The organism is Alishewanella maricola, assembly GCF_016343785.1.
GTDB classification, from domain to species: domain Bacteria; phylum Pseudomonadota; class Gammaproteobacteria; order Enterobacterales; family Alteromonadaceae; genus Alishewanella; species Alishewanella maricola.
Map to the genome: position 1 here is coordinate 268,272 of NZ_JAEINI020000003.1, position 14,205 is coordinate 282,476.

General features: G+C 46.5%; 10 protein-coding genes. 3 read left to right on the forward strand and 7 right to left on the reverse strand.

Features of this window, described 5'->3' with window-relative positions; genetic code table 11:
• Positions 1-71: 71 nt before the first annotated feature.
• Entirely contained in the window at positions 72-677 is a 606-nt protein-coding gene (gene ssb / locus JAO78_RS06700) for a single-stranded DNA-binding protein (protein WP_226750592.1), read from the reverse strand.
• 22 nt (positions 678-699) lie between these two features.
• Positions 700-2,064, reverse strand: a complete 1,365-nt coding sequence (locus tag JAO78_RS06705) for an MFS transporter (RefSeq protein WP_226750593.1) — start codon at positions 2,062-2,064, stop codon at positions 700-702.
• Between the two features lie 365 nt (positions 2,065-2,429).
• Here JAO78_RS06705 and uvrA point away from each other — a divergent pair, with 365 nt between their 5' ends.
• Positions 2,430-5,255: an excinuclease ABC subunit UvrA gene (gene uvrA / locus JAO78_RS06710; protein ID WP_226750594.1), complete on the forward strand. Its 2,826-nt coding sequence runs from the start codon at positions 2,430-2,432 to the stop codon at positions 5,253-5,255.
• A gap of 18 nt (positions 5,256-5,273) precedes the next feature.
• Here uvrA and JAO78_RS06715 read toward each other — a convergent pair whose 3' ends face one another.
• The 3 genes from JAO78_RS06715 to JAO78_RS06725 form a co-directional block, all read right to left on the reverse strand.
• Entirely contained in the window at positions 5,274-5,735 is a 462-nt protein-coding gene (locus JAO78_RS06715) for a methyltransferase family protein (RefSeq protein WP_226750595.1), read from the reverse strand.
• A gap of 344 nt (positions 5,736-6,079) precedes the next feature.
• Entirely contained in the window at positions 6,080-6,628 is a 549-nt protein-coding gene (locus tag JAO78_RS06720) for a PEP-CTERM sorting domain-containing protein (RefSeq protein ID WP_226750596.1), read from the reverse strand.
• A gap of 62 nt (positions 6,629-6,690) precedes the next feature.
• A complete protein-coding gene (locus tag JAO78_RS06725) occupies positions 6,691-9,870 on the reverse strand; it encodes a S8 family serine peptidase (RefSeq protein ID WP_226750597.1) in 3,180 nt (1,059 codons plus the stop codon).
• A 667-nt stretch (positions 9,871-10,537) separates the two neighbouring features.
• Between JAO78_RS06725 and JAO78_RS06730 the strand changes: the two genes are divergently transcribed.
• On the forward strand, positions 10,538-10,756 hold the full coding sequence (locus tag JAO78_RS06730; RefSeq protein ID WP_226750598.1) for a hypothetical protein: 219 nt from the start codon (positions 10,538-10,540) through the stop codon (positions 10,754-10,756).
• On the opposite strand, the gene JAO78_RS06735 is transcribed toward JAO78_RS06730, so the two are convergent.
• Complete coding sequence (locus JAO78_RS06735) at positions 10,753-11,229, reverse strand: hypothetical protein (RefSeq protein WP_226750599.1); 477 nt, start codon at positions 11,227-11,229, stop codon at positions 10,753-10,755. The genes JAO78_RS06730 and JAO78_RS06735 overlap by 4 nt on opposite strands.
• On the reverse strand, positions 11,216-11,791 hold the full coding sequence (locus tag JAO78_RS06740; protein WP_226750600.1) for a DUF6942 family protein: 576 nt from the start codon (positions 11,789-11,791) through the stop codon (positions 11,216-11,218). Before JAO78_RS06740 ends, JAO78_RS06735 begins: the two co-directional genes overlap by 14 nt.
• Before the next feature lie 250 nt (positions 11,792-12,041).
• Here JAO78_RS06740 and JAO78_RS06745 point away from each other — a divergent pair, with 250 nt between their 5' ends.
• Entirely contained in the window at positions 12,042-14,066 is a 2,025-nt protein-coding gene (locus JAO78_RS06745) for a S9 family peptidase (RefSeq protein ID WP_226750601.1), read from the forward strand.
• Positions 14,067-14,205 lie beyond the last annotated feature (139 nt).

The following is a 14,205-nucleotide window of genomic DNA, read 5'->3' on the forward strand; positions in this document are numbered from 1 at the left end:
TTAAGCCCCTGATTAAAGGGGCTTTTCTCTTAGATCTGAGAGATTGTCTTTACAAATTACAAAACATTTTTTCAGAACGGAATATCGTCATCAAAGTCGATTGGCGGTTCCATTGGTGCAGCCTGCTGATTGGGCCTAGGTGCTTGATAATTTCCACCGCTCTGCTGGGGAGCTTGTGCAGGTTTTTGATAACCGCCACCGCCTTGCGCTGGTTGCTGATAGTTACTGCCACCTTGCTGTGGGGCTTGCTGGTAATTATTATTACCGCCTTGTTGGCCGCGAGGCTGGTAACCGCCTTGCTGACCGCCACCCATACCGCCACCTTGTTGCTGACCTTCACCACGGCCATCCAACATTTGCAGCTCGTTTGCCACGATCTCCGTAGTGTAACGCTCTACGCCGTCTTTGTCGGTCCATTTACGGGTTTTAAGCTTACCCTCAATGTACACTTTTGAGCCTTTACGCAGATATTCACCGGCAATTTCAGCTAAACGCTGATAAATCACAATACGGTGCCATTCGGTTTGTTCTTTGCGCTCATTGGTCGCTTTGTCGGTCCAGCTTTCTGACGTTGCGATAGTCATATTCGCAACAGCACCGCCTTGCGGCATGTAACGCACTTCAGGATCAGCACCTAAGTTACCGATTAAAATGACTTTATTAATTCCACGCGCCATGCGTATCTCTCCTGCAAAAATGTTACTGGTTGCCGTTGGCAACCAAAGACTGAGCTTGCGCTAAATCGAACTGCTGCGAGCTAACTTTCAGATAGCAACGTTGATCTGCTAACAATATCGTGACCTCTTGAACTCCCACCAACGCGGCCAGCTTGCTGGCCAACTGATTGGCTTGCTGCTCAGTCGTTACCGAAACCGGTAACGATAAGCGCTGAGAACGCGCAGGCACCTGCATGGTGCTGGCAATTGCCAGCCATACTAAACCAATCAAGGCTAAACCTGCAAACACTGCACTAAAACCAAATTGCTGTGCCAAGGTGCCGCCTAATAAGCCACCAAAAAAGGCGCCCAAAAATTGACTACTGGAATAAATGCCCATGGCGCTACCGCGTTGTCCTGCTGGCGCAACACGCGAAACCATGGCGGGCAAACTGGCTTCTAAATAGTTAAAACCAATAAAGAAGACCAACAATGCCAAAACAAAACCCCAGAGGGTAGCCGCCTGCCAACTAATTAACATTGCTATAACTAATAATAGAACATTAATTAAAAAATATCGTTTTTCTTGCTGCCGACGCATCGCAATAATCATCATCGGCACCATAAACACAAACGATAACAACAGTACCGGTAAATAGACCTGCCAATGCTGCTCTGCCGCTAACTGCTGCTTAAGTAATAACGGCGGCAAAGCGACAAACATAGCGGTTAACATTAGGTGCAATAGCATTACACCAACATCTAAACGCAACAACTGACCATGCGCCAACATACTGGCTAAGCTTTGCGGTAACGCTATGGTTTCAGCGCCAGCCGAACGGCTCACACTGTGTGGTACTAAAAAAGCCACAATCAGCATCGCCGCACACGCTAACACGGCGGTAAACCAAAATACGCCGCTAAGCCCTGCCCAACGCGCTAAAATTGGCCCCAGCACCATAGCCAGCGCAAAGGATAAACCAATACTGCCACCAATAATCGCCATGACTTTAGGGCGCTGTTCTTCTCGGGTTAAATCCGCAGCTAACGCCAACACGGCACCCGCAATAGCACCGGCGCCTTGCAGTACACGCCCAAGTGTTACCATATACACTGACTCAGCCATCGCGGCGACTACCGAGCCAAGCACAAATAATGACAGCCCCAACAACATCACTTTATGCCGGCCAATTCTATCCGATAACCAACCAAAAGGAATTTGTAAAATCGCCTGCGTGAGACCATAAGCGCCAATCGCTAAACCAATCCACAAGGGTGAAAAGCCAACCAGCTCTTTACCATACAGGGCAAATACCGGTAATAGCATAAAGAGCCCGAGCATGCGGGTAGAAAAAACTAAAGCCAGTGCGATGGCCGCGCGTTTTTCAAGAGAATTTAGTTGATGCATTCTGCCAGAGCGTTGCTAGATATTAGATTTCACGAAGGCCGCAGTTTAGCATAAAAAAACTGAGCGGGCGGTATAACTAACGACAGGTTGTCTTAACCAAGCGCTGTTACCCTGCATCAACTTAACTGGCCATATCACTCGCCACAAGGCATGCCAGTAAGCTAACTGAAAAATCACGGTTTACAGATAAATTTCGGTGTTTTAAGCCAAACCCCACTTCAATACGTAAGTAAGCGCTTTATGGGTGTTTTACCTTGCTAAAATAGCTTGAGCAGGGGCAATTCTAGCTCGATACTGGCTATTAACCCTGCCATTAGTGTATATTTGTACAGCAAACAGCACGCCAACCACCACTGGAAGCCTGAATGGACAAAATTGATATCCGGGGTGCCCGCACCCACAACTTAAAAAACATTTCGCTGCAAATTCCCCGAGATAAACTAGTGGTGATTACCGGCCTATCAGGTTCGGGCAAGTCGTCACTGGCATTTGATACCTTGTATGCAGAAGGCCAGCGCCGTTATGTTGAGTCATTATCGGCCTATGCCCGGCAGTTTTTAAGCCTGATGGAAAAGCCCGATGTCGATCATATCGAAGGCTTATCGCCGGCTATTTCGATAGAGCAAAAATCGACCTCGCATAACCCGCGTTCTACCGTGGGCACTATTACCGAAATATACGATTACCTGCGCTTACTGTTTGCCCGTGTCGGCGAACCGCGTTGCCCCGAGCATGATTTACCGCTGGCCGCGCAAACCATCAGTGAAATGGTCGACAAAGTGGCCGAGTTTCCTGAAGGCACCAAGCTAATGGTACTGGCGCCGGTGGTACAAGAGCGCAAAGGCGAACATGTCAAAACCTTGGAAGGCTTAGCCGCCCAAGGCTATATTCGCGCCCGGATTGATGGCGAAATCTGTGACTTATCAGATCCACCAAAACTCGATTTACAAAAAAAACACACCATTGAAGTGGTGATCGACCGTATTAAAGTACGCGACGACATTAAAGTGCGTTTAGCCGAATCCTTTGAAACCGCCTTGCAGTTATCTGGCGGCGTGGCCAAAGTGGCGTTAATGGATGATAGTACTGCCCCAGAGCTGGTGTTCTCGGCCAATTATGCCTGCCCAACCTGTGGTTATTCGATGGCCGAGCTAGAACCGCGTTTATTCTCGTTTAACAACCCGGCTGGTGCTTGCCCCAGCTGTGATGGCTTAGGCGTAAAACAATTTTTCGATCCGAAAAAAGTCATCGTCAGTGACGAGTTAAGCCTGGCAGGTGGCGCCATTCGCGGTTGGGATAAACGCAACTTCTATTATTTCCAAATGCTCAAAGCACTGGCCGATCATTATGGTTTTCAGCTCGATGTGCCCTTCAGCACCCTCAGTAAAAAGCATCAAGAAGCCATTTTGCAAGGCAGCGGCAATATCATTGTTGACTTTAAATACTTAAATGATCGCGGTGATATTGTGCAGCGCAGTCATCCGTTTGAAGGCATTTTGCCAAATATGGAACGGCGTTACCGCGAAACCGAATCCAATTCAGTTCGCGAAGAGCTGAGTAAATACCTCGCCACCCAACCTTGCCCGAGTTGCCACGGCACCCGTTTACGCACCGAAGCGCGACATGTGTTTATTGGCCAAACCAATTTACCGCAAGTGGTGGAGCTGTCGATTGGTGATTGCTTAAGCTTTTTCCAACAGCTTAGCTTGCTGGGGCAAAAAGCCAAAATTGCTGAAAAAGTATTAAAAGAAATTCAAGACCGCTTAAGCTTTTTGGTCAACGTCGGCTTAAATTACCTTAATTTATCACGCAGTGCGGAAACCCTCTCGGGCGGCGAAGCACAGCGTATTCGCTTAGCCAGCCAAATTGGTGCGGGTTTAGTGGGGGTGATGTATGTGTTGGATGAGCCGTCGATTGGTTTGCATCAACGCGATAACGATCGCTTATTAGGTACGCTTACCCACCTGCGCGATTTAGGCAATACGGTGATTGTGGTTGAACACGATGAAGATGCCGTGCGCATGGCCGACCATATTATTGATATTGGCCCTGGCGCAGGCGTGCATGGTGGTTACATCGTGGCGCAAGGTAGCCTTGAGCAGGTAATGGCCGAGCCGGAGTCTCTCACTGGGCAATATATGGCCGGTACCCGCAAAATTGCTGTACCAGAGAAGCGCACAGCATTAACCGATAAATGGTTAGAAGTAACCGGCGCTAGCGGCAATAACCTAAAAAACGTTGATTTAGCAATCCCGTTTGGTGTGATGACCTGTATTACCGGCGTATCGGGTTCAGGTAAGTCTACCCTGATTAACGACACGCTGTTTCGCGTTGCCCATCGTGTGTTGAATAAAGGCGAAGGTGCCGATCCGGCTCCGCACAAAGACATTAAAGGCTTAGAGCACTTTGATAAAGTGATCGATATCGATCAAAGCCCGATTGGCCGTACCCCGCGCTCGAATGCCGCCACTTATACCGGTATTTTTACTGCGGTACGTGAGCTATTCGCCGGCACCCAAGAAGCCCGCTCACGCGGTTATCAGGTGGGGCGCTTTAGCTTTAACGTTAAGGGCGGCCGCTGTGAAGCCTGCCAAGGCGATGGCTTAATTAAAGTGGAAATGCACTTTTTACCCGACGTGTACGTGCCGTGCGATGTCTGTAAAAGCAAACGCTATAACCGCGAAACGCTGGAAATCAAATACAAAGGCAAAAACATTCACGAAGTGCTGGATATGACGGTCGAAGACGCCCTGGCGTTTTTTGAAGCGATACCGGCAGTAAACCGTAAACTGCAAACCCTGAAAGATGTAGGGCTTACTTACATTAAACTCGGCCAATCTGCGACCACCTTATCGGGAGGTGAAGCACAGCGGGTTAAGCTGGCGCGCGAACTGAGCAAACGCGACACCGGTAAAACCCTGTATATTTTGGATGAACCGACTACCGGCTTACATTTTTATGATATTCAGCAACTGCTAAACGTATTGCACCGCTTGCGCGACCACGGTAATACCATCGTGGTTATTGAACACAACTTAGATGTGATTAAAACCGCCGACTGGATTGTCGATCTCGGCCCAGAGGGCGGCAACGGTGGTGGCGAGATCTTAATAGCCGGCACACCCGAGCAAGTCGCTGCTTGCGAAAAATCTTACACTGGCCAGTATTTAAAGCCGTTGTTAAACCAGTAATAATAAGGCGCTGGCCAATTAAAGCCAGCGCCTTACTTGCGTAAGATAAGCCTGATAGTCAGCGCCAAACTTCTGCTGTAAATGGCGCTCTTCCGGCATTATTTGAAACCGGTTCATGTACAGCACAAACACTGGCAGTAACAGCAACGCCAACGCGCTTTGTAAATAACAGCCCCATGCCATCAGCAACAGCAAAAAACCTAAATACATGGGGTTACGGCTGACACGATAGATACCCCGAATCACCAGGCTTGAGCTTTGCTGCGGTACGCGCGGGTCTACCGTAGTATCAGCACGTCGAATCGCTAACACGCCCAACAACGCCACAACTGTTCCTACACTAACAAAACCCGCAGCCAAGAAAACACTAAGCGTATGCCACCGCAACCAAGGCGGTGTCAAAGTTACGATCACCCACATCGCCAGCGCAAACAACAACACCAAAATCAACGGCGGGATTTTCAGCTCTAACGCTTGCATGGCTTGCTCCTATTTACTTTGCTTCTCAACTATTTTTAGTTCTTACTCCATAACCGGAGCAACCGCATAGCTTCACTTCTGAGCTCTACTTGAGTAATGAGAGCGGCATTTGCGATAGCAGCTAACACGTTATGCGCGATGACATTCTGCAAAAATCTTAGTATTCATTATCGAAGTCTTTGTTAAAAGCAATAGCAGTTACATTCCTCCACGTTGTTTTGAATTCAAGCTATTCAAAACGACGATATAAATAACGCCTTATCAACGCGGTTATAACTAGATAATCATAAAACAAGAAATAAAAAACCCAGCTAAGCTGGGTTTTCTCAAAAATCAAAAAAAGCTTAAATAATGCGCTTACGACGCAACATTAACCCGCCCATTCCCAACATTAATAAAACTAGCGTTGAAGGTGCAGGTACGACTTGAGCAGCGCTTAAGCTAAAAGTGTCGAAAGCGATGAAATCATTGTTCAGGTCAAAGATTTCTAAAGATCCAAATGTAAATGCATCAAAAATCATATAGTAATTCCATGTATCCGCACCGAAACCTACATCATTTGCGTCGAACTCGAAAAATTCAATACCCGCGTAAATGTTGTCGCTATCGATACCCACATCAAAGAATGAAATGTCAAACTCGCCTACTGAAGAAAAAAGACCAAACAGGCTAATATTTACTAAAGTAATCTGATCGCCAAAACTTTTATAAAGCAAACCGGTATTTAACAAACTGTCATCTATTTGAACTTCAATAGAGCCCATTTTGCCGTAAAAATCACCAATAATATCGTGTTTTATATTAATAAGACCGGCATTAGCAGCGAAAGAGGTGGTGAACATTAATGTAATTAATAACAACGAGTGACTTAATAGTTTTTGCAGATTTTTCATTATCGACTTCCTTATTTTTATAACTTGCCGGAACAAACTAGTTGCTCCGGCGTTTCTTATTATTATGGTTGTACTTCAAGCGCTGTGGTGCCTTGAACTTCACCATTGCCATCAGTAAACGTCACGGTCCCCATGTATAACCCATTTGGATTTAAGTCACGGGTCAACAGAGAAATGTTTTGTAAACGACCATCAACTGCGCGTGGTGAAGCAGATACACGTGTTGTATTCTCTTTGTCATCAACAATCCAAATAAGCGCCTGATAGTTAACACTATTATTGCCAAGCAAGTTCACGCCTTGGACCATTAACAAATAGAAGTTAATATCGGTGTTTTCTGAGTTTTGTGGATTAACAATGATCATATCTTCGTTGGCATCTGGGCCTTTCGAGTTTTGGAGAGGTGAACACCCCGCAGCGCGACACGCCCATAGCTCTAAGTCTAAATTAGTACCCGGAACGCTGACTAATGCGTCACGTGTGCTAATTCTAAGTAACGTAGAACCGGCAGGCACTTCAAACGTAGTGTAACGGTTAGCAGCCGCTACATTTACCCCAAAGTTAAAGGCGCCAGGGTTGCTAGGTGAAGTTTTATTTACACCAAACGGCAAACTTAGCCCTTGATAATCAGCAGTGAAGCTACCTGAGTACAAAGTTTCAACAAAGAACAATGCCCGGCCCCGGTTCAACTTCAATGACAGTGATTCTGGAACAACAATAGTAGCCGACGGCACTTGATTCACCGCAATCGGACTACGAACAGTCAAACCATCGGTACGCTCAAGGGTTACTGCACCAAACACCCATTGATTAACTGGGAAGCCAGGTACTGAATTAAAGGTTAAGCTATAGCTTGCTTTACCGTTTGGCGTTACTTCTAACAAACCACTTGGAATAGCATTACCAGCAGCATCAAAGGTTTTTACCGTGACCGTGGTGCCTGCAGGCGCTTCAACGTTTACTGTGTAAGAGCCACCATCACCCGATACGTCAGTTACAGTACGAGAAATGGTTTCCTTACCTGCAAGCTGAGCAATTGCAATTGATGGATAGTTCAATTGACTGGCGTCAGTAGCAAAGCCAGAAGCAGTAATATCGTTACAATTAGCGCCAAAACGGACTGAAGAGACTAACCCCGCTTCGCCTTGTCCGCAAAGGAACCCTAGGTAATCCCCTAAATTTGCGTCATAAACTAAGCCTGGGTTTAATGATGAAGCAGGTGCAACATGACCCGCACCAAAATCAAATGGACTCGCTGGTGTGGTGCCATTTTCTTTTACCAGATTTTGACGAGCGGTTGTCATCATGGCTGATTTGATTTTCGCTGGGCTCCATCCCGGATACTGACCCGCTAGCAATGCCGCCATACCCGCAATATGTGGGCTAGACATTGAGGTACCTTGCAAGTAGGCAAAGTTTTCACCTTGTGGGTTACCACCAAATCGCAACTGCGCTGGACTTGTCGCCGCTAAGATGCGAACACCCGGTGCAGTGATGTCAGGTTTAAGAATATCACCGGTTTGCGTATTAACACCACGTGAAGAGAAACTCGCCATGATATTGCCAACCTCAACCGCCTCTGTCGCAGCACCATTGAGTGACATTGTCACATTCGTTACACCTGTATTAACACTATTTACCAAAGCTAGGCCATCAGCATTGAACACCATTACACCAGGGATATTCAAGCCCGTGACAGTACCACCCATTGCAATAGGTGTACCACTGAGTGTATAGACTACCGCACCCATAGCACCCGCAGCCTGAGCATTTAATAACTTATCAGCAAATGGACAACCGCCACGGGCAATAAGTGCGATCTTACCTGTCAAGTTACTACTTAAAGGACCACAAGCCTCAATTGGGCTAGCAAGCGCTAAATCTGCTGTTAAGCCACCGACAGGAACCGGAGACCCAATAACTGCAGGAACAGAAAAAATACCGCTGGGTGCTAATGTGCCGCTATTTATTGTTAACTCGTTGCCAATAACCGCAGAAACACCATCATAAGTAGACGCTGCTACTGTGGTAATCCATGGTGCAATATTACTTACTGTGGCAGCAGTCGGGCCACTGTTACCCGCTGAGGCTGAAAAGAACACACCGGCATTAGCAGCACTGAGTGATGCATTATAAACCGGCGAATTAATTGCTTGAGAATTACCGATGGAATAGTTTAATACATCAACACCATCTACCACCGCTTGGTCGATAGCAGCTAAGCTATCACCAAAGAAACACCCTCTTTCTGCGGTTCCACTTGCATTTGTATAGTTTGAGTTCCAGCACACTTTATAAGCGGCAATCCTTGCGCGAGGGGCTATACCCGATACGGCGCCAACATTAGCGCCACGTAAAGACGCTGTTACGCCTGCATTACCCGCAGCGGTTGATGCAGTATGGCTACCATGGCCATCAGCATCTCTGGGAGAAGCAAACTCGCCTAATTCAAACCGAATATTGTATACGCTTGAGAACGCACTACCGAAATAGCGCGCGCCAATTAGTTTGTTGTTACAGGTAAACTCATCCAGAGGTGCAGTACCATCAGCGGCACCAACGCTACCTACGTTACACTCACCATCCCAACCCGCTGGAGCAGGTCCGTAAGTGTTTTCAAGAGTGTTTCCTTCTGAGCTAAACGAAGGGTTTTCAGGCCAAATACCAGAGTCTAATATGCCTACAATTACGTCTTCGCCTACAATGCCGGTGTCGTGTAAACCATCACCCGCATTACTAACTAAACCCATGAACTTAGGTGTATTAGCTGTTTGTAATTGATGTAATTCGTCTGGGTATACTGCTGCAACGTCGGGATGGTTACTTATTGCATTTAATTGTTCTGGAGAGAGGCGGGCCGAGAATCCATTGAATGTGTGTACATATTTGTGAAGTACATCCAACACACCAATTTCAGCGGCAACGGAAACTTGCTTAGCTTTAAGAGCTGCAGCATAGGCTTCAATTTTTGGTGATTTAGCGTTGTAGTTATTACCTGCAATTGCCACCAATTGGTTACTCGGTCTTAGCTCACCGAGTTGGGCAGCCATATTAATTGCTGTAGCACCTTTCAACTCAACGATGTACATACCTGAGGCGGCTTGAATCGCCGGGGCAGGGCCTGTTGCAGTAAGCTGACTGGAATCAACTTGAACGATATATGGCGATGTATTTGCATTTGCATACATACTCGCCAACGCCGCCGATAAAGTAATAGTTATCAGGCACTTATTAAATTTCATTTGCTTCTCCCGCTTTATCATTATTGTTCTTTAGACAACGAAGCAAAATTCTTTTTAAATACCTAACAAGGCTAGAGGGAGACTGTTAGTCGTTCAAAACAAGAAGTTTTGCAAACTTAAAGATTTCTTGGGTTGTTATTATTTTTAACATTAATTTATTTTTATTAACGTAGGAGGGTTGCTTATAGCATTAGAGCAACTTCTGATAGCAGCAATATTCACGCCACCTATCTAAGCCGCTAATTTAAAAAAGTTTATTAAAAATTAATTATTTTTAGAACTTGATTTTGTAAAAATAGCTGACAGTAAGCTCGCTAAATACACTGGAAGAGTTTGTTAAATAGACAGCAATACTAATGCAAGGCCGAAAAAATGTTACAACCATGTAAGTTGGAATTAACTTGCGCTGCAGCAATGATGAAAGCCAACAACCATAGCCACCTTATATAAATCTGGTAAATTTTCTCAATGGCCGGCGCCAATGCGTTTTTTAAGATAATAAATTGTCAGAGTAAATATTCACCATGTGGCGGTCAAAAGTTACAATAGATATTTTTAAAATGTAACAAAGCAAGTTGTTAATCATTAACAGTCGTTTCTGTTACTGCCGGTCCAGCAGAAAAGACCCTAGTTCTGCGCTAATAGCTATAACATAAGACGATATGCGATGAACAAAATCACAGAAAAACACATAGCGAACATCATCAAAAAACACCTAGGATTTACGTTGCTGTTGGCCATCGCGCCTGTCATCTTCTTTTTGTTGATTGGCTTTTTTGAAAAAACAATTTACAGCATTATCCCGTTTATTTTGCCCATTAGCACCCTTGGTGCGGTGGTCTACTTTATCAAACAGGTACTGACTGAGTTGTTGGTCGATCGCTAAGTCAAACTGCCTAAGCGCAACTGCACTAAATACTGCCGCAGTTGTGCAATACGTTCGCTTCGCCCAAACAGCTGATAAATCTGTAGCCAATCGGCGGGAGGCATCCAACAGATGCCGTCTTGCCAGCGGCAGCGCTCAGGATGAAAAGCAAAGCGGCTGATTGTATTTTCTTTTCGCACTGCAATGCCGGCCATCAAATCCACACTACGGCCCTCTGCATGGCGAAAATGGCTGAACTTGGCGGTAGCATATTTGGGATCCGAGGTTATTAACTGCGGTTGATAACCTGCTTTGCTTAACAACGCACTTATGGCGGCAAAGTCTGCTTCTGTACACACTACATCAATATCTGTTGGTTTTTCGACCAGCCCCAGTTGCCACAACAAACAACTGCCGCCCACGCCAAATTGCTTATCGGCTAACAGGCGGCAAAGCTCGGTCAGTTGTGGGGTTAAAGTATCAGCTTGGCTCATGCGCTAACTCACTTATCAGGGTTGAAAGCAGCTGAATTTTTTCATTATTCAACTGCCGATAATCAAAATAGGGGCAGACTAACACACGTTGCTGCTGGTCGATGGCAAACTCGCTATTGAGCCAATGTAATTGCGCATTTAAACCGGCACTCACCAGTGTTTTAGCATGGGTGCGGCCAGCAATAATATGGATGCGTTGGCTGGCTGGTGTCAGTTGCGGCATACTAAATAACAACGCCGTATTACTGCCTGCTTGTAACAAATACTGCTCACGAAACTGCTGCCAACTACCGGCAGTTTGTTGAAAGGTAAACCGCTGCGGCGCTAGCGCAAATAACAGCTTGGCATAGACATTAAACACTTTGCGCCAGCCATTGCCACAGGTTTGATTAATTGCTGTTATTTCACCAAGACTGAGCGGCTGTATGTTGCGTAGTGCGGCATATTCTTGCATCGGTGGCCGCTTTGCAATATACACACAGATTTGTGCCTGCGGAACGCCAAAACCTATGGCGAGTTCGCTCACAAGCGGCGGCGCTGTTGTCACACCAACCAGTGGCATAGATACTCCCGTTTAACGCCTTAGTTCTTGCGGCAGAACGCCTTAACCTAGTAAGGCTTTGTGCTACTATTCTAACGGTAAAGTTTCATAAAAATAACCTAATAATACGGTAATGCCGATCAGTAAAGCATGACCGGTTTGCTTTAAATCACCCCTGACAGGCCATGCATGATTATGGCATGTGGATATGAGCAAACCGCGTTTTATAAAAAACCACACTGATCGGCATTCAATGATACGGAGTCTTACGATGAAAAAATTCGTGTTGCTGTGTTTGTTTTGGCCACTGTTAGCCCTAGCTAACCCGGCCGATGATAAAAGCTTAAGTGTAGAGCGGTTATGGCAATTAGAGCGCATTGGCACTCCGGTTGCCTCCGCCGATGGCAGTATGATTGTCGCGCCCGTGACCCGCTATGATGTACCCGCCGATCAAGGCCATACCCGGCTTTGGCTATTTAGCGCCGATGGTAAAATGCAACGCCCCCTTACCGCTGAAGGCATGCGTGCCAGCGAAGCCACCTTTTCGCCAGACGGTAAAACCTTGGCTTTTATCAGCCAACGGCATAAAGACGATGCCGGACAAATTTATCTGTTACCTCTTACCAGCCCTGGCGAAGCACAGCGTTTAACACAAGTACCCACTGGCGTTTATGGTATTAAATGGGTCGGTGAACACCTGTATTTTGTTAGCCGTATTTGGCCAGGCAAAACCTGGGAAGAAATGAGTGGCGAGCTAAAAGCCAATAAAGAGAAAAAAGTGTCAGCGTGGCAGTGGAATGCGCTGCCTTATTCGCAGTTTGACCATTGGATAGATGAAAATCGCCAAGCGCATGTTTTCCGTATGCCTGCTAAAGGCGGTGAAGTAGAAGCTATCACCCAAAAAATCGGCATCGAATTACCGCGCTCTAGCCAAAACGCCAGCAGCTACGATATTGATGCGCAAGAGCGCTATATCGCCTTTAATGCCAATGGTTCAAGCAACAGCGTTGATCCGAAAATTGATTTGTTTTTAGCGGCCATCGGCAGCGATAAAGCTGACAACATTACACCGGATAACCAAGCCCCCGATGCCAACCCCAGCTTTAGCCCTGATGGTAAAAGCTTGGCCTTTAGCCGCCAGCGTATTCAGGGTTTTTATGCCGATACCGCACGTTTAATGGTTTACGACCTAGCGAAGAAAACCACCCGTGAGCTCACCACTGAGTGGGATCGCTCAGTCAGTGACTTTGTTTGGGCCGCAGACAGTAAAGGCTTTTACGCCAGTGTGGATGACGCGGCTACCAGCCGTTTATTTTATGTCGATGCCAAGAATGGCAAACAACGCGCCATTACCAAAAACACCAGCTTTGGTAGCCCGGTATTAGCGGGTAAAAATACCTTAGTCACCACCAACGACAGTTTTATGTATCCTGCTCGTTTGGTGAAAGTGGATGTGCGCTCGGGTAATACCACACGTCTTGATAGCTTTAATGACGAACTGCTGGCTAAAACGGATTTAGGCAGTTATGAATCGGTAACTTATAAAGGTGCTGAAGGCCAAGATATCCAAATGTGGGTGCATTACCCACCGGGCTTTGATAAGAGCAAAAAGTATCCCTTCTTTATGCTGATCCACGGCGGTCCGCACAATGCCATTGGCGATAGCTTTAGCTACCGCTGGAATGCACAAACCTTTGCTTCTTGGGGCTATGTTACGGCCTGGCCTAACTTCCATGGATCTAGCAGTTTTGGCCAAGACTTTGCCGATGCCATTAACCCCGATTGGCGCACGAAACCCTTAGCCGATATTCAAGCCGCGACAGCGTGGTTCCAGCAACAACCCTGGATCGATACCGAGCGGATGGTGGCCGGTGGCGCCAGCTACGGTGGTTACTTAAGTGCTATCTTGTTAGGTACTGAACATCCGTATAAAGCGCTGCTGATCCATGCCGCGGTATACAACATGTATTCGCAAATGGCGGCAGACTTTGCTGTACATTCAACCCGCTTTGGCAATTTCTGGGACAAACCAGAGATATACAAAAGTATTTCGCCGCATTATTTTGCCGGTAAATTTAATACGCCAACCTTAGTTATCCATGGCCAGTTAGATTATCGGGTACCGGTTGGGCAAGGCTTTGAGTTATTCCGTACCTTGCAAAGCCGTGGCGTGGAATCGCGAATGATTTACTTCCCCGATGAAAACCACTGGATCTTAAAACCAAACAACTCCATCTATTGGTATAACCAAGTGAAAGATTGGATGACCCAGTTCGCCGAGCCTGGCGCGCGTTAATCCCTCCCAGCACGCAGCACGCGCTGCGTGCTGCAGTTTTTCTCTCGGCATTCAAACTAAAGGCCGACTTTTCAACTCTTTAGCTGTTACTTCTACCCATTAACGCCTAGTATAGAGAAAGAGCGGTTATTCGACAGTG